Genomic DNA, 16958 nt, shown 5'->3' with positions numbered 1-16958 from the left:
TCCGATCATCGATTGGAGAATTATTGCGCAACCCCTGTGAAATTGCAATGCGCTGAACGGGCTAAACCCTGATGGGACGCCACACGTCAGCATAAGCCCCTCAGGATTGTTGCAGCGTCAAAACGATTAAAGAGGCAGTAAACATGTAGTAAAACCCAAACCATCTAAGGAGTTTTTAATGTCCCACATGTCCACGTCAGAATTAAGAGGGTATCAACAAATCTGCGGCAGCAATGGTGCCATGCTGGTGATCGCCTGCGATCAGCGAGGCGCCATGCGCAGCCTGCTTACCACCGACCCCGACCAGCAGAAAGCCATTTCCGAACGACAGCTCGGGCGTATCAAAGCCGACATTACGCAGTGTCTGGCCAGTCAGGCGTCGTGCGTACTGGTCGATCCGGTCTGTGCCGTCCCCGACCTGGTGGATCAGGGGATTATTGCTCGCGATACTGCGTTACTGATCGGCCTTGACGCCTCGGGCTGGGATACGACCGCCGCAGGCTACCGGAACTCCCGGCTGGTGGAGGGGATAACGGCACGAAGGGTACGTGAACTGGGAGGCAATGGCGGAAAAATTATGGTGTGGCTACGCGCCGATTGTCCGGACGCGAACGAGCACAATATTGCCCTCCTGCGCCAGTGCATTGAAGATTTTAGTCGTGAAGATCTGCTGCTGGTCGTTGAGTTCCTCACTTATCCGCTTGAAGGTGAAAGCGAGGCTGAGTATAAGAGTCGTATTCCCTCTTTGATCTATGAAGGCACGAAAATTTCGCTGGAATGTGGCGCAAAAGTGCTGAAAATCCCCTACCCTGGATCGGCGCAGGCCTGTGCTGCGATAACCCGTCTTGCCGGAGACGTGCCCTGGGCCGTACTCTCAGCCGGCGTGGATCACAGTACCTTTCTGGGGCAGGTAGCCGATGCTATGAGCAATGGCGCTTCCGGCGTAATCGCTGGCAGAGCCTTGTGGAAAGACTGTATTTCGCTGGACAGCAGTGAAACCCGAAATAAGCTGCAAACCGTAGCCGTGCCCAGGCTGAAAGAAATCCAGGCGGTGATTGGGCAGTATTTCCCTGAGAGCGATCACATTCCTGATAATACAAAGGAGCCAGTGAATCATGTCTGAACGGCAGTTGGCGAACGCCCACGACGGCAGCCTGCACAGTAAGCATGTGGTCATGGTTAACGGTATTCCCGCCTCGGGTAAAAGCAGCATCGCCCGTGCACTTGCCGACGCCACCGGCTGGCCGGTTCTTTCCGTGGACGGTATTAAAGAACCGTTTATGCAGCAGCTGGAAAACGTCGATCGTCTGCTTAACCGTCGTCTGGGTCTTGCCAGCTATCAGGCGATTTGGCATATCGTGGCGTCAGCGCCGCCGGGCTGCACCTTTATTGTCGATGCCTGGTTTGGGTTTCAGCCAGAACAGCGCCTGCGGGAATTTTTGCAGGAAGCCGGGGTAACGGCGCTGGCAGAAATCTGGTGTCAGATCCCCGGTGAGCTGGCCGCACAGCGTTATACCTCGCGTCTGGCCCAACGGCTGCCCGGTCATCCTGGCGCGGAATATATTCCCGAGCTTATCGCACTGGCCGAATGGGCAGGCCCCATGAAAATAGGCCCCGTTTTTAATCTGGATCAAATGGGTGATATCGACATCAATGATGTCATTAGCTGGACAAAGGAGGCCTTAAATAAAAGTTATTAATTAATTATTTTTATTTATCAGGGCTATTAACCCCTCTGAGCATAATTGCTTTATGTATTCGCCTGGTTTTCATTTAATTGCCAGCATGATGTCGTGTTTTTAATTTGTAATTCTCTATTCGATACCGTTTTATTTACAAGGAGTAAATGCGTAAGTGGATCACGGTTTTAATTTTTTCAGATCCGTATATTAAATAACTCCTTAATTATATGAGTATAAAAAAGATGCTGACTGACTGGATTAATGAAAGCAATTTGAATATGTTCACGCGGGTTGACGACTGGCAGCAGGCCGTCGCGCTGGCCGTAGAGCCGATGATTGCCAGGGGGGAAGTGGAACCCCGCTACCTCAACGCCATTTATGAGATGCACCGGGAGATAGGGCCTTACTACGTGCTGGGCGAGGGCATTGCCATGCCCCATGCCCGACCGGAGGAAGGCGTGATTAACACCGCGCTTTCACTGGCAATCGTTTCTGAAGGCGTGAGTTTTAATAGTCCTGATAACGATCCGGTTTATGTCATTTTTGCGCTGGCCGCGAAAGACAGTCATTCCCATATCGAGATGATAGCCAGTCTGTCACAGCTTTTTTGCGAGGAGGAAACCGTAGAAAAAATGAGAAATGCCGTGAGCAAAAAGGATGTGCTGAAAATTCTTAGTCAATTCTAAACAGGCGTTAAAAGATAAAAGGTAAGCTTTAAATAATAATTGAATCCGCATTAGGTGGTAGCGGCAAAAAAACTGAAGACGAAACTACAAGGAACTTCTAATGAAAAAGTTATCTATTCTTGCAGTCTGCGGGGCTGGACTTGGCAGCAGTTTTGCCTGTGAAATGAGTATTGAGGCCGCGCTTAAAGATCTCGGTGTGGATGCGGACCTGTCGCACTGTGATATTTCAAGCGCCTCATCCTCAAGGGCCGATATTATTATGACCGGCGAAAATTTCCGCACTCAGTTTCAGCATTACACCATCAGTGCGACAATTATTTATCTCAAGCGGCTGGTGGATAAAAATGAGATAAAATTAAAGCTAGAGCCGGTGTTAAAAGAGAAGGGCTTTCTTAGCTAATGGTTTTTTAAAAAAATAATTTCCGTATGCCGTGAAAGTAAACAGGGGATTTATTTATGTCTTTCCTTACCTTTATTGTTCATGATGTGCTGGGTCAGGCATCAATATTAATCGCACTTATCGCCATGATTGGTCTTATCTCACTGAAAAAAAGTCCTGGTCAGGTTATTACCGGCACGCTCAAAACGCTGCTGGGGTTCCTGGTGCTACTGTCGGGCGCGAATATTATCGTCGCGACGTTAACCTTTTTGGGGGAGATATTCCAGAAAGGTTTCAACATGCGGGGTGTGGTCACCGATGTTGGGTCGATTGCCGGTATTGCACAGCAAACCCTGGGGCGTGAGACGGCACTTATTATGGTGATTGCCTTTGTGGTTAATATCGCCATTGCGCGCTTCAGCCGTTTTAAATATATCTTTCTAACCGGGCAGGCTTCCCTGTGGATGGCAACCGTCTGTTCTGTCATTGGCTATATGGGCGGACTGCGCGGAGTGGAACTTATTGTATTGGGCGGTGTGCTCGCCGGGCTGATGGCCGTATTTATGCCTGCGCTTGCCCAACCCATCGTACGTAAAATTACCGGGGGGGATGACTTCGCGCTCGGGCACTTCTGTACGCTTGGCTACATCGTTCAGGCGGGGGTCGCAAAGGTCGTCGGTAACCCTGAAAAGAGCACCGAGGATCTGGCCTTGCCGCAGGCGCTCTCCTTTTTACAGGACACCTATCTGTCAATGATGGTAGTGATGATCCCCATCTATCTGGTACCCGCAATTGCAGCCGGACCAGAGGTCGTTGGCCTCTCGTCGAACGGCGTAAACTACCTGGTATATGCCTTTCTACAGGCCATCCAGTTTGTGGTCGGGGTCTATGTGCTGCTTGCCGGGGTGCGCCTGTTGCTGGCGGAAATTGTCCCGGCCTTTCGCGGCATTGCACTGCGCATTGTGCCTAATGCCGTGCCGGCGCTGGACTGTCCGGTACTCTTCCCCTATGCGCCGAACGCCGTCATCATCGGCTTTATCTCCACTACCCTGGGGTCAGTCATCGGCATGTTCCTCTTTCCGTGGGTAGGTCTGGCGATGATCCTTCCCGGCATGCTGACCAACTTCTTTGCGGGCGGTACGGCAGGCGTGTTTGCTAACGCCGTGGGAGGACGACGGGGAGCGGTTATTGGCGGTGTTTTCCACGGGCTATTTATTACGCTCCTGCCTGCGCTGCTGCTCCCCCTTTTAGGTCAGTTCGGCATGGAAAACGTGACCTTTAGCGATTCCGATGTTATTGGTATCGGCCTGATATTTGGCCATATTCTTAACTTTTTCCACTGATGGCAACCTTCAATGGAGGCAAGATGAACGCAGAAATAAACGAGATTTTGCAGCGTGACCTGTCTGTTAAAGCCCGTGCAGAAGCGCTGAATGCGCTGGGTAAGCGCTACGCAGACCGTCAGGATACTGAGGCAGCCATTCTGTGCTGGGAGAAAAGCGTCGAGTGCTACGGTAAGCCCGGCTTTGCGCAGGCCCAGCTGATGAAGGCCTATAATGCGAAGCGGCGCGCCTGCTCACAGGCAGGTGATGGTGCCGGCGTCGAGCATTACTCGGTTAAAATCGATGCGCTCATGCAGCAGAGTAAGGATGCTATTCGTTACGGATTCTGAAGTTTAATGATGCCGGGAGCCTGGCTGCCCGGTTTTTTTTCCTCTAATTTTAAATCTCAGCAGAATATTACCCTCTATTACCCGTTGTTTTTATACGTGTTAGTCGTTCTCTGGCCATTAGAAATATTTTTTAGGCGGGAAGGAATGCTGAGGATCAGCCAGCAATAAATGTGGATATAGGGCAGGTTAAATTCCTGGGCCCCCGAAAAAACACCATAATTTCGTCGGGTGCAATAAAAAAATCATTTTTCGCAAGAATAGTGGGTTACAGGAGAGTTTTTATTTTCAATCTAATGATTAATTGAGAAATAAAATAAGTATTTATTTAAAAGGTGTATCAGAACTCGATTAAATGCTTTATTTCCATTTCCAGCCCTCGCGCAATAATTGCGATAACTTCAAGGGTAGGATTTCTTAAACCTCTTTCAATTCCACTGACATAGGTACGATCCAAACCACATTTATGTGCAAACGCTTCTTGAGATAAGCCTGCCTGTAGCCTGAGCTGTTTTACTCTTCGACCGAAAAGAACTTTAGGGCTATTTAGTGTTTCCATGTCCTCATCATCACCTTAAGGTGTCTATAAGTCCACGGACTATTAGTCACATTTAGTTAATGCCATGGTATAGTGTGTAGACCATAGTCTACACAATGGTTCTTTTTTAAAATAAACCCGAGGGAAATTATGAACAGAGAGGATTGGCACCCGGCAGACATTATTGCTGCGTTAAAGAAAAAAGGCACCAGCCTGTCCGCCTTATCACGAGAATCGGGGCTGGCCTCTTCAACGTTATCTAATGCGCTACGCCGTCCCTGGCCTAAAGGTGAAAAGCTTATTGCCGACGCGCTGAACGAAAGACCGGAAGCCATCTGGCCGACGCGCTATAAAAATAACCGGTGAAACGCTAGCGGTCAGCGTGCCGTATCACTGCCCGCAGGTCGCTCACGGAGAGGGCACTGACTGCGCCATCCCTGTGAGGGTGAAAACCGAGTCATCGGGGGGGAGCGTTGGGCCGCGTGGGTACCGCCTGTCTCAGGGCGTTCCATGAAAGTTGCTTAGCTGCCACCAGCAGTGCGGGTAGTGTGCCAGCTGGCGATAATACTTTTTGAGCGTGCAAGGTGACAGCTGCGCAAATGAATCTGCGGTTAAAACGGGCAGAGCGAGCTGTCTTTGCTGCCAGTCAGCCACGCAGTCTGCTGTATGGCGGAAGACGGCTTCGTGTAGCCCCTCGCGCAGCGGCAGGGAGGNATTCCTTATCGCTTCTTCGGTTAATCCGTCAATCTCCTGTGCCCTCTGCGCGATAAATTCCGCGATATAACCCAGCAGTTCCTCAACCGACCGCGATGGCGACTGTAGGGCAAACAGCAACCCGGCTACGCCTGCGACCTGATGAAAACGGCAGCTGACCACATAGCCAATATTTCTCTCCACCCGGTACTGCTGGAAAAAGCGGGGTTCAAACAGAACGGCCATCAGCTGCCAGGCGGCCAGACCTGTCGCCGTCGGCTCGGTTAGCGGGCAGAAGACGACCACAGCGGCGTCCCGACTTTCGGTAGGGCATTTCAATGATTTCCCTGATGCAAAGGCAGCTGGAACGGGCGGCTCAGGGTTAAATTCTGCCGGAAAGCGGGACAGCAGCCTGGCAAGCGCCAGTCTAAGCGCCTTATCCCCGCCGTAAAGCGTGGCAGACCAGTGGAGGCGGGGCAGATGGCCCTCACTGTTATCCACCGCTCCTTCTCCACGAATCAGGCCGGGAAGCTGCGCCAGCAGACATCGTACTGCGATATCCGAGGTCAGCTGTTGCCGCGCACGACGGGCCAGCCGCTCCCCTTTGTGGATATCAGAGGCAGTGGGGGCAATTAATTGCTGGATCACGGCATTTAGCGCGGACAGCAGCAGCCCAGGGTCTCCCCGCAGCTGGAGCAGCCAGATCCCCTGCCGACGGCTAAAGCTGAGTTCGCCGCCATTATGCAGGCAGTCGCCGCTTACCGTCTGGAGCGATGACTCAATAATGGCCGCCACGCGCGGTGACAGCGGCTGGTTGGGCAGTGGGCTGAGGAGCAGACAGGGTTTATCGCTGCCCGGGACGCTGTGCAGCGCNGTCGGCAGGCAATCCCAGGCCACTCAACCGCGTTGAGATCCAGCCAGAAGCCCTGTACCTCTCTTGCATCGGCGGTCACCGCGGGTGATACCCATAGCCGGGTCATCCGCTCCGGACGCAGCTGAGTCAGCAGATGTTGCCACCGTGCCGCAAGCCGCTCCGCTTTTGATTCGGGCGGCGGCAGGGAAAAGGCCCGCGCCCGCAGCTGATCGAGAGGATCAAGCTGCCTGAAGCGCTGAAGGGCCAGGGCAGCATAGTGGCTTAGCCCGTCAGCGGGGAGATCCTGTAGCATCGCCAGCCAGCGGTTAAAGACAGCTTCAAGAGAGAGTCGAGGCGCAGTACCTTCATCAACCGGTTCGCAGAGCTGGAACTCAATGGTCAGCACTGACTGAACCGGGCTGCGCCAGGGTTCCAGCAGCCGTACATCGTCGCAAAGTCCCGCCGCCCGTAGCGTAGCCAGCAGGCTGTACGCGGCGGTATCCAGCAGTAGCGCCTGTAGCAGAGAAAAGGTTTCGACGGCGGGATCGTCAATAACAAAGCTGAATAGCATCAGTCGGGCAGCGGCGTTATGCAGCGCGAACGCCCGTTGGGGCCGCAGCGCAAGCCGGGGTAGATCGCTTATGCATTGGGGCCGCAGCGCAAGCCGGGGTAGATCGCTTATGCATTGGGGACGCAGCGCAAGCAGGGATAGATCGTTTATCCGCTGAGGCCGTCGCGCACGGATATTTACCAGCCCATCTGCAGGATGATGAGCGCCCGGCGTAGCGGGGCGAAACAGATTGCCCCACCGTTCCGCCAGCTCGCGCAGCTCCGCGAGCGGCTGCGGGCCCTGGAGCCAGAGCGTTAGCCTGCCAGCGTGGAAAAAGCGCTGGTGGTATGCGCGTAGCGCCCGCTGGAGCGCCACGTTATCATCGCCAAAGCTGGCCTGATTACCCACCTGAAAGCGGTGAAGGGGATGCGGCTGCGCAAAGGCGTGGCTCAGTGCCGCCCCGGTCAGGGTCTCGGTATGAGAAGCCAGCATGCGGTATTCCGCATCAATCACCGCCACTTCCTGAGCGATGGCTTCAACGGCCACCAGAGGAAAAGCCAGCATATCGACCAGCCTTGCCAGCGCCCCGTCCAGCTGCGCCGGATTGACCCCGACAAACCAGGCGGTGGAGGTGGCGAGGGTTGTCGCATTCAGCTTTCCGCCCTGCGCGGGCACCCAGGCCATCAGTCGGTCGCTTCCCTGAAAGCCTTCACTGCCGGTAAACAGCACGTGTTCCAGCAGATGGGCCAGGCCTGGCCACGCATCCGGTTCATGATGGCTGCCCGCAGCAAGCTGTAGCAGCGCCGCCGATTGCGTGGCACAGGGATCCTCGATCAGCCTGACGCGCACGCCGTTAGCCAGCCGGATCCTCTGCTGCCTGTCAGCCGGGGCCATATTGCGCGATCAGCCTTTAAAGATCAGCTGGGAGTTGACGCGATTGCGGAACTGCAGCTGGTTGATCTGAATATTGGTGCAGTTGGCCTGTTCGCGCGCCTCCAGGATTTTGCCATGGTGTGGCGATTTGCCACAAACCGGATCGGTATTGTCCGCATTGCCGGTCAGCATCCAGGCCTGGCAGCGGCAGCCGCCAAAATCGCGCTCTTTCTCATCACAGGAGCGGCAGGGTTCCGGCATCCAGTCAAAGCCGCGGTATTTGTTGAAACCGAACGACTCATACCAGATTTCCTGTAGCGAATGCTCCAGCACCGACGGGAACGCGATCGGCAACTGACGGGCGCTGTGACAGGGCAGGGCCATTCCCTCCGGCGTGACGCTGAGGAAAATAGCCCCCCAGCCGCCCATGCAGCCTTTTGGCCGCTCTTCGTAGTAATCGGGCGTCACAAACAGCAGGTTAGCCAGGTTGCCGCTGGTAGTCATGGTCTCGCGATAGCGTTGGACCACCGCCTCCGCGCGGGCAATTTGATCGCGCGTGGGCAGCAGCCCTTCGCGGTTAAGCTGCGCCCAGCCGTAAAACTGACAGGTCGCCAGCTCCACGTCATCGGCTTCCAGCTCAATGCTCAGATCGATAATACGGTCAATCTGGTCGATATTGTGCCGATGCAGCACGAAGTTCAGCACCATCGGATAGCCGTGGGCCTTAACCGCTTTGGCCATCGCCAGCTTGGTCTGGAAAGCCTTTTGCGATCCGGCCAGGGCCGCATTAAGCGTTTCATCGCTGGCCTGGAAGCTGATCTGAATATGATCCAGCCCCGCCTCAGCAAAGGCGTCAATTTTCTTCTCTGTCAGGCCGATGCCGGAGGTGATCAGGTTGGTATAGAAGCCCAGATCGCGCGCGGCGCGGATCAGCTCGGGCAGATCCTTACGCACCAGGGGTTCCCCCCCGGAGAAGCCCAGCTGAACGGCGCCCATCGCGCGTGCCTGCCTGAAGACTTCGATCCACTGGTCAGTGGTCAGCTCTTTTTCCTGCTGGGCAAAGTCCAGCGGATTAGAGCAGTAGGGACACTGCAGAGGGCAGCGGTAGGTCAGTTCCGCCAGCAGCCAGAGCGGCGGATTGACCTGGGGTTTAAGCAGGTTCACGAAAAATTATCCACTTTTGTTCAATGGCCTGAACGAAGAACTCTTTCACATCTTCATCCACGCCGCCGGCGTCAGGAAACTGGGCGTTAAGCTCGGCGATCAGGGTGGCCAGCGAACGCGCGCCGTCAACCCGCTGTAAAATCGCGGCGGCGCTGTCATTCAGCTTTGCCATCCCTTCCGGGTAGAGGATAACGTGGCACTCCTGGGTTGGCTCCCACTGTAGCCGATAGCCACGGCGGAAGGACGGGATGTGCTGTTCGTTAAGGGGCATTATGGCAGTCTCTCATTGTGCCAGACGATCTTGTCGGTCACGGTGTGATACGGAGGCCGGTTCATCTCATAGGCCATGGTCATGGCATCCAGCATGCTCCACAGAATATCCAGCTTGAACTGGAGGATCTCCAGCATACGCTGCTGTTTCTCAACCGTAGTGCACCACTCAAGCGCCAGCTGTAAACCGTGTTCAACATCGCGATTCGCCTGGCTCAGACGGCTGCGGAAGTAGCCGTAGCCCGCCTCTTCAATCCAGCTATAGTGCTGCGGCCAGCTGTCGAGCCGTGACTGGTGGATCTGCGGCGCAAAGAGTTCGGTCAGCGAGCTACAGGCTGCCTCCTGCCATACCGCCCGGCGGGCAAAACTGACGTAGGCATCCACGGCGAAGCGAACGCCCGGCAGGACCATGCGTTCAGAGAGCAGCACGTCGCGATCCAGCCCGACCGCCTCACCCAGGCGCAGCCAGGCTTCAATACCGCCTTCGCTCCCTTCCTGACCGTCGTGATCGAGAATGCGCTGTACCCATTTACGGCGCGTCAGCGGGTCGGGGCAGTTTGCCATGATCGCTGCATCTTTCAGCGGGATGCTGGTCTGGTAATAGAAGCGGTTCGCCACCCAGCCCTGGATTTGCTCGCGGGTGCATTTCCCGTTGTGCATCGCAATATGCCAGGGATGATGGATGTGGTAGTAGGCGCCTTTCGCGCGCAGTGCCTGCTCAAAGGCCTCGGGGGTCATTGGCTCGGCAGGTAAGTTATCTGGCTTCATCTTCATCTCGCTAAAGGTCAATGCGCATACCATCCCAGCTTACCTCGATACCCAGCTGCGTCAGCGCCTGACGTTCAGCCGAGTCCGCATCAAGGATCGGGTTGGTATTGTTGATATGAATTAAAATTTTGCGCGCAGCAGGCATCGAGGCCAGCAGCGCAATCAGCCCCTGCTCCTCGGCCAGGGCCAGGTGACCCATGTCCTTACCGGTATTGCTGCCGACGCCGGTGGCGGCCAGTTCATTGTCGTGCCACAGCGTACCGTCAATCAGCAGGCAGTCGGCCTTTTTCATCCAGCCCAATAGCTCGCTGTCCGGTTCGCCCAGGCCGGGCGCATACAGCAGCGTTTTACCGCTGCGGGTATCTTCGATAAACAGCGCGACATTGTGGCCAGGCAGCGGTTTTCCCCGGTACTGCGAATAGGGCGGGGCGTTGCTTAGCAGGGGGATCGCGGTAAAGGTTAGCGCCGGGCAGACCGCCACGGAGAACGGCTCGCCGGGAGTAATTGCATGATGGACAAGTCCGCCGTTCCAGTGCGTCAGCATCGTGAAGACCGGGAAGCCCTGGGTCAAATCGTCATGGACTTCTGGCGTACACCAGACCTGATGCGGGCAGCCTTCGCGCAGGCTCAACAGCCCGGCGCTGTGATCGATCTGGCTGTCGGTCAGAATGATGGCGCCGATAGCGGTGCCGCGCAGTGCGCCAGTTTTATTGAGCGCCGGAGTGGCTGCAATTTGCCGGGCGATATCCGGCGAGGCGTTGCACAGCACAAAGTCTGTGCCGTCATCGCTCAGTGCAATAGAGGATTGCGTACGCGCCGTGGCGTTCAGGGTGCCGTTACGCACGCCCTGACAGTTGCTGCAGTTGCAGTTCCACTGGGGAAACCCGCCGCCCGCCGCAGAACCGAGAACGTTAATCTGCATGTGGTAACCAGAAAGAGAGTAGAAAAGAATGCCCACGGCAGGCCGCGGGCATAGGGAGATTAACGGTTAGAGATGTACAGCGTAACTTCCAGACCTAAGCGTAAATCAACAAATTTAGGTTTAGTCCACATGGTGAAGCTCCTCATGGTGTTAACAGATAATTAAGGTTCTGCGAAGGTAAGTTCAGCAGGGTTGGGCCTAATGTCAAATACCGAAATTCCGGCGGGGCAAATGGTGCGCCTATGCCAAAACGATATCAACCCTGTAAGCCGCAGGGGTATTACCTAAGGATAGTGTAAAATGTCCCATTTGGTTCATTTTTCCCAGGTTTTCTTTAATACGGCCAGCCAGTTCCGCCAGCTGATTTTCTCAATCAGCGACTCAGCGTAGCCGGCAGCGCGCATCGCCGCTATCAGCCGCGGCAGTCCGGCCGCATCGCCGAGGGTATCCGGTACGCTGATGCCGTCAAAATCGGAGCCAAAGCCCACCCGATCTTCTCCGAGGATCGCCATCAGCCCCTCCAGGTGGCGGAGGATATCCCCCAGCGGGGTGTCGCCGTTGCGCTGGCCGTCCTCGCGCAAAAAGGCGGTGCCAAAGTTTACCCCGACAAAGCCATCGCTGTCGGCGATAGCCGCAAGCTGGGAGGCGAGTAAGTTGCGCGGCTGCGCGCACAGGGCATGAACGTTGGAGTGGGTGGCGACCAGTGGGGCGGTACTGTGCCTGGCGGTCTGCCAGAAGGCTTTCTCATTCATATGCGACAGGTCAATCAGCAGCTTTTTCTGATTACAGACGCGGATCAGATTGAGGCCTTCCGCCGTCAGGCCCTCTCCGCTGTCGGGCGAGCCGGGGAAGTCACCGGTTACGCCGGTGCCGAACCGGTTTTGCAGATTCCACAGCGGGCCAATACTGCGCAGGCCAGCCTCAACCCAGCGGTCAAGCTGGCTCAGCTCGCCATCCAGCGCTTCCGCCCCTTCAATATGGAGCACCATCGCCAGCACGCCCTGGGTGATACAGAGCTCAATCTCGCTGGCGGTACGGCAAATTTTAGCCCGCCCGTTCGAGCGTGTTTCAATCGCCTGCAACAGCGCTATCTGCGCATCCGTAATGGCCAGCGGGTCGTGCTGCCGTTCACCCTGGTCGGCCTGATGCTGTTTCGTAAAGCTCGCGGGCGGCACGAAAACCGCAAACAGCCCACCCGCAAAGCCGCCCTGACGCATTCGTGCCAAATCAAGATGGCCGCTCAGCGAGCCGTCAAGAAACTGCGCGACGGGATCGGAGGCGATATCCTCCAGCCACAGACGCAGCAGCAGGTCGTTGTGGCCGTCGAAGACGGGCAGAGGCCGTGAAGCGAGGTTGTCAGTCATCATATTGAAACCCATGCTCTGTTAATTGCGAGACAGAAATTACGTGTAGCCGTGAATCATACCCTATCCGCGCGGGGAGAAGGGAGAAGCGACGGCTGTTCCAGCATCAGGAACAGCTTCTCTACCGGCTGAGGCGGGCTGAGCAGAAACCCCTGGAGCTTATCGCACCCGGCGGCGGCCAGAGCCAGCCGCTGCGATTCCGTTTCGACGCCCTCAGCGGTAATGCGCAGGCCCAGCGAATGTCCGAGGGCAATCACCGACTCCACAATAGCATTCGCCTGGGCCTGAATTCCCAGCAGTTCAATAAAACAGCGATCAATCTTCAGGGTGTCGACGGGAAACTGCATCAGGTAGTTCAGGCTGGAGTAGCCGGTGCCGAAATCATCCAGGGCGATACGATAACCCGCGCTGCGCAGTCGCCGTAACAGCTCCAACACCGGCTGTTGCTCCCCAAGCAGCACGCTTTCCGTGATCTCCAGCTCAAGCTGGTGCGGGCTGATACCGTGCTGCCGTACCGTGGCGCTGAGATGCGCAAAAAAGCTGGCCGAGAGAAATTGTAGCGGAGAAACATTGATCGATATCGTCAGCGCCGGACAGCGCTGCGCTATCGTGCAGGCCTCGCGAATCACCCAGTCTCCCAAAGGCAAAATCAGCCCCGTCTCTTCGGCGACCGGGATAAAATCCCCCGGGGAGATGCTGCCCCAGTCGGGATGCGTCCAGCGCAGCAGTGCCTCCACGCCGAGCATCTTCTGCCCGCTGTTATCCATAATCGGCTGATACCACAGCGCCAGGTCGTCGGATCTGCCCAGTGCCAGGCGCAGTTCCTCCGCCAGCAGCTGGCGCTTCTGAATGGCTTTCCCAAGCGGAGGGGCATAAAGGCGATAGCATCCGCGGCCGTCAGATTTCGCGGCATAGAGGGCAATATCCGCCATGCGCATCAGTTCCAGCCTGTGCCTGCCGTGTTGCGGCGCCAGGGCAATACCAAGACTGGCACCCACCCACAGATGAATTCCCTGGAGCGTGACGGGTTCGGTGAGCAGCGTAATGATCTGTTGGCAGAGCCGGGTGACGCTCTTATCGCCCTGCTGCAGGTCAACGACCATGACAAACTCATCACCGCCCAGTCGTCCAATCACGTCCTCCCGGGCCAGCACACTCGCGAGCCGCTGGCTGACGTTGATCAGCAGCGCGTCCCCCATCTGATGGCCGTAGGTATCGTTAATCATTTTGAAACGATCCAGATCGAGCAGCAGCAGAGCAAACTCCCCGCGCTCTGCAGGCAGCGCTGCCAGCCGACTCTCCAGCTCCGCTTCAATGGCGGTTCGGTTTGGCAGTCCGGTCAGCCCGTCCCGCATAGCCAGCTGATGCGCATGATATTCGCTGGCCCGTAGCCTGTTCAATGAGGATGCCAGCCGCTGCTGCGAGTGCCACAGCCGCCGGGTCATTAACATGCACATCAGGGTGATGGCCAGCACGGCCAGGCTGACCAGCGGCGCGGTCACCATCAGCATCTGGCTACCCGGCCGCATCGGCTGCCAGGAGACGTCGCTGACGGGCAGTTTATGCGCCGAGGTAAGGGTAAATCCGGCGCTGTTGGGCATATCGGGCGAACGGGGAGTAAAGCGAAAGTGGCTGACCACGCCGCGATGTTCAAGGAAGTCGATAAAACTGTCGTGCAGGTAGCGTATGAAAATCAGTTTCTGGCCGTGACCTGCCGGTATGACACCGGCGGCCATTTCGGCCACGCGCTGGCGAATACGGACCACGTCGCCGGTGAAAGGGGGCGCTGCCCCGGCACCGGGCGTACTCAGCTGTACCAGCCAGGGCGCCAGCGGGTCTGCCACCTCCTGATAGCGTTCGGCAGATACGGGCTTTCCGGCCAGCCAGGCGGCCAGCGGGCGGTTCCGGGCATCCAGCAGGTAAACCTCATCGTCACCGGCGAGCCTGTAGAGCCAGCTTCCCAGGGAGAGCGGGGCAGATTGAGGTGAATGAAGCTGCGTGGGGAGCGCTTCCCAGTTAAGCAGGTGACGATGCTGTTGCAGAAATTCACTCAGATGTTGGGAGAATATATTATTTATGACCTGCTTCTGCTTTTCCAGAGCTTTAGCATTGCTCAGGGTGGTGACCCACCAGGCGGTAAATCCGCAGCCGATAAAGGAGAACAGCACGACGGCTACCATTGGCGAAACAACGTTGCGGATAAACTGGCGTCGTAATCCGGTAGCCTGGCTCTGATCATCGGTCATTTCTCGTCCTGCACAGACATATCTGTAATCGCTTAACCCTGACCCAACATGATAATGACATTACCTTATTATGCACTTTCATTAAAGTTACCTGCTGTTAAGGCAGGTCACTCGCGGCCGGGGAGCCGCGGCAGAAGGAGGAGAGGGGGCGACGGCGGGCTCTAGTGAGCGGTCTGGTTGCTCATGGGATCGGCGGTGACCGGCATGGGGGCCACGTCCGGCGGCAGGAAGATGTGATCCATAATATTTCTGACCAGCGGGGCGGCGGTAACGCCGTTGATGCCGCCGTTTTCGAGGATCAGCGCCATCGCCACTTTCGGATCGTTAAAGGGCGCGAAAGCGGTATAAAAAATATGGTCACGCAGCCGCATGGGGATCATTTTCGCGTTGTAGATCTGGTTCTGCTTCAGCCCAAACACCTGTGACGTGCCGCTTTTCGCCGCGATGCCATAAGGGGCCGTATGGAAGTATTTATAGCCGGTGCCGTTGCTGGCATTCGCCATGCCGAACATCGCGTGGCGCACCAGACTCCAGTAAGGCGATTTGGCATCGCCAATCTGCTGCGGCGGCTGGGTGGGTTTCCAGGGGATAACGGTGCTGCCCTGCTTTTCTTCGTACAGCAGATGCGGCTGGATCGCCCGGCCATTATTAATGAGCGTAGCCATCGCCTTGACCATCTGTACCGGGGTGGCTATCCAGTAGCCCTGACCAATACCCACGGAGACCGTATCCCCCTGATACCAGCCCTTTTTATGGACCTTGAGTTTCCATTCGCGGCTTGGCAGCAGGCCGTTGTACTCCTCGTTGAGATCGATGCCGGTGGCCCTGCCGTAGCCGAACTGGCTAAGCATAGTGTGGATACGATCGATGCCCATCATAAAGGCCACCTGATAGAAGAAGGTATCCGCTGACTCCTCAATGGCGCGGGTGACATCCAGCGTGCCGTGACCGGTTTTTTTCCAGTCGCGATAGCGCCGTTCAGTACCCGGTAGCGTCCAGGTGGGCGCGCCAAAAAAGGTGGTTTGCGGCGTGATCACGTGATTCAGCAGGGCCGACATTGCCATATAGGGTTTGACGGTGGAGGCGGGCGGATAAAGCCCCTGGGTAACGCGGTTAATCAGCGGCAGGTCTTTATTTTCCAGCAGCGCCCGGTAGGCCTTACTGCTGATGCCCTTCACAAAGGGATTGGGATCGTAACTGGGGCTGGAAACCATCGCCAGTACGCCGCCGTCGCGGGGATTTTCAATCAGCACGGCCGCACGCTGCCCGACCAGCTGGGATTCCACATACTGTTGAAGATGCAGATCGAGCGTCAGATAGATATTTTTCCCTGCTACCGGCGGCACTTCTTTCAGCACGCGGATGACCCGGCCGTGGTTATCCACCTCGACTTCCTGATAGCCGGTTTTCCCATGCAGCACGGATTCGTAGTAGCCTTCAATACCCTGCTTACCGATATTATGATCCGCCGCGTAGTTCTCGCCGACGCCCGCTTTATCCAGCCGCTTATAATCATTGTCGTTAATCTTAGAGACGTAGCCCACGACGTGAGCCAGATCGGGCCCGTAGGGATACTGCCGGTCTTCGTAACTGTTGATCGTCACGCCGGTGAATTTGAACTGATTGACTGAGAAGCGGGCGACCTCTTCATCGCTCAGCTCGGTTTTCAGCACCACCGGTTTGTAGCGGCTATTAGCATGGAGCGCGTGGGTAAAGGTGTCGATGTCATCGGGCGAGAGGTTAATAAGCGGCGAAAGCTGCGCCAGCAGGGCCTGCATATTCTGGATTTTGTAGGGCAGAACCTCAATGTCGTACCAGGTGACGTTTTTAACCAGCGGAATGCCGTTGCGATCGAAAATGATCCCGCGAGTGGGGGCAATAGGGATCATTTTGATGTCGTTCTGGTTGGATCGGGTCTGATAATACTGATTTTGCTCGATTTGCAGGTGCCAGAGATTGACGACCAGCGCGGTAAACCCTGCCAGAACCAGGGCAAAAGCCACTAATGCCCTGCGAACAAACAGTTTTTCTTCTTCTGCAAAATCTCTGAATTTCATTACCCGGCAGTCGCATTATTCTTTATCGTTAAGCGGGCTAATGATAGAGATCCCCTCACAAATCACGACCTGAAAGATGCATATCCGGCCGCTAAAGTGTGTCATTTGTTATCCATGTTACAAATCAGACATGTTATTCGCGCCGCAGGGGCACATACGGTAAAACCCGGATCCCGTCTATGCTTTACCCTGGTCGCAATGACAACACCCGCAGCTGCGGTGGTGCATGCAGTTTTTCAATCCG

General features: G+C 56.1%; 17 protein-coding genes. 7 read left to right on the top strand and 10 right to left on the bottom strand.

What is annotated here, in order from left to right; all coding sequences use genetic code 11:
• Positions 1-178 precede the first annotated feature (178 nt).
• The 6 genes from A1830_RS12960 (at position 179) to A1830_RS12935 (ending at position 4419) form a co-directional block, all read left to right on the top strand.
• Entirely contained in the window at positions 179-1123 is a 945-nt protein-coding gene (locus tag A1830_RS12960) for a tagatose-bisphosphate aldolase (RefSeq protein WP_067706495.1), read from the top strand.
• Positions 1116-1700 carry a P-loop nucleotide/nucleoside kinase family protein gene (locus tag A1830_RS12955; RefSeq protein ID WP_067706492.1) on the top strand — a complete coding sequence of 195 codons (585 nt, stop codon included), beginning with the start codon at positions 1116-1118 and terminating at the stop codon, positions 1698-1700. Before A1830_RS12960 ends, A1830_RS12955 begins: the two co-directional genes overlap by 8 nt.
• Positions 1701-1960: 260 nt before the next feature.
• Positions 1961-2368: a PTS sugar transporter subunit IIA gene (locus A1830_RS12950; protein WP_231877628.1), complete on the top strand. Its 408-nt coding sequence runs from the start codon at positions 1961-1963 to the stop codon at positions 2366-2368.
• Between the two features lie 100 nt (positions 2369-2468).
• Complete coding sequence (locus tag A1830_RS12945; protein WP_067706489.1) at positions 2469-2768, top strand: PTS sugar transporter subunit IIB; 300 nt, start codon at positions 2469-2471, stop codon at positions 2766-2768.
• 56 nt (positions 2769-2824) lie between these two features.
• Positions 2825-4090 (top strand): PTS sugar transporter subunit IIC, encoded by a 1266-nt coding sequence (locus tag A1830_RS12940; protein WP_067706486.1) that lies wholly within the window; start codon positions 2825-2827, stop codon positions 4088-4090.
• Between the two features lie 23 nt (positions 4091-4113).
• Complete coding sequence (locus A1830_RS12935; RefSeq protein ID WP_067706483.1) at positions 4114-4419, top strand: hypothetical protein; 306 nt, start codon at positions 4114-4116, stop codon at positions 4417-4419.
• Positions 4420-4756: 337 nt separating this feature from the next.
• Here A1830_RS12935 and A1830_RS21505 read toward each other — a convergent pair whose 3' ends face one another.
• The gene (locus tag A1830_RS21505; protein ID WP_073981011.1) at positions 4757-4975 is read right to left on the bottom strand and encodes a helix-turn-helix domain-containing protein; all 219 of its coding nucleotides are present in this window, start codon (positions 4973-4975) and stop codon (positions 4757-4759) included.
• Positions 4976-5104: 129 nt separating this feature from the next.
• On the opposite strand from A1830_RS21505, the gene A1830_RS12930 reads away from it, so the two are divergent.
• Positions 5105-5320, top strand: coding sequence for a helix-turn-helix domain-containing protein (locus tag A1830_RS12930; protein WP_067706480.1), 216 nt, complete (start codon positions 5105-5107; stop codon positions 5318-5320).
• A 1085-nt stretch (positions 5321-6405) separates the two neighbouring features.
• On the opposite strand, the gene A1830_RS12920 is transcribed toward A1830_RS12930, so the two are convergent.
• From A1830_RS12920 to mrdA, 9 genes are all read right to left on the bottom strand, one after another.
• Positions 6406-7944 carry an insulinase family protein gene (locus tag A1830_RS12920; RefSeq protein ID WP_067706474.1) on the bottom strand — a complete coding sequence of 513 codons (1539 nt, stop codon included), beginning with the start codon at positions 7942-7944 and terminating at the stop codon, positions 6406-6408.
• A gap of 9 nt (positions 7945-7953) precedes the next feature.
• Positions 7954-9087, bottom strand: a complete 1134-nt coding sequence (gene pqqE, locus A1830_RS12915) for a pyrroloquinoline quinone biosynthesis protein PqqE (RefSeq protein WP_067706471.1) — start codon at positions 9085-9087, stop codon at positions 7954-7956.
• Positions 9074-9358 carry a pyrroloquinoline quinone biosynthesis peptide chaperone PqqD gene (gene pqqD, locus A1830_RS12910; protein WP_067706468.1) on the bottom strand — a complete coding sequence of 95 codons (285 nt, stop codon included), beginning with the start codon at positions 9356-9358 and terminating at the stop codon, positions 9074-9076. Before pqqD ends, pqqE begins: the two co-directional genes overlap by 14 nt.
• Positions 9358-10125, bottom strand: a complete 768-nt coding sequence (gene pqqC / locus A1830_RS12905; protein WP_067706904.1) for a pyrroloquinoline-quinone synthase PqqC — start codon at positions 10123-10125, stop codon at positions 9358-9360. Before pqqC ends, pqqD begins: the two co-directional genes overlap by 1 nt.
• Positions 10126-10135: 10 nt before the next feature.
• Positions 10136-11047, bottom strand: a complete 912-nt coding sequence (gene pqqB, locus A1830_RS12900; protein ID WP_067706465.1) for a pyrroloquinoline quinone biosynthesis protein PqqB — start codon at positions 11045-11047, stop codon at positions 10136-10138.
• Positions 11048-11106: 59 nt separating this feature from the next.
• Positions 11107-11178, bottom strand: a complete 72-nt coding sequence (pqqA, locus tag A1830_RS21500; RefSeq protein ID WP_071822147.1) for a pyrroloquinoline quinone precursor peptide PqqA — start codon at positions 11176-11178, stop codon at positions 11107-11109.
• A 183-nt stretch (positions 11179-11361) separates the two neighbouring features.
• Positions 11362-12411 (bottom strand): dipeptidase, encoded by a 1050-nt coding sequence (locus tag A1830_RS12895; protein WP_067706901.1) that lies wholly within the window; start codon positions 12409-12411, stop codon positions 11362-11364.
• 56 nt (positions 12412-12467) lie between these two features.
• Complete coding sequence (locus A1830_RS12890; RefSeq protein ID WP_067706462.1) at positions 12468-14657, bottom strand: putative bifunctional diguanylate cyclase/phosphodiesterase; 2190 nt, start codon at positions 14655-14657, stop codon at positions 12468-12470.
• A gap of 161 nt (positions 14658-14818) precedes the next feature.
• Positions 14819-16714: a penicillin-binding protein 2 gene (gene mrdA / locus A1830_RS12885; RefSeq protein ID WP_067706460.1), complete on the bottom strand. Its 1896-nt coding sequence runs from the start codon at positions 16712-16714 to the stop codon at positions 14819-14821.
• Positions 16715-16958: the final 244 nt, after the last annotated feature.

Source organism: Erwinia sp. ErVv1, assembly GCF_900068895.1.
Lineage (GTDB): Bacteria > Pseudomonadota > Gammaproteobacteria > Enterobacterales > Enterobacteriaceae > Erwinia.
This window is presented reverse-complemented; position numbering and strand designations above follow the sequence as displayed.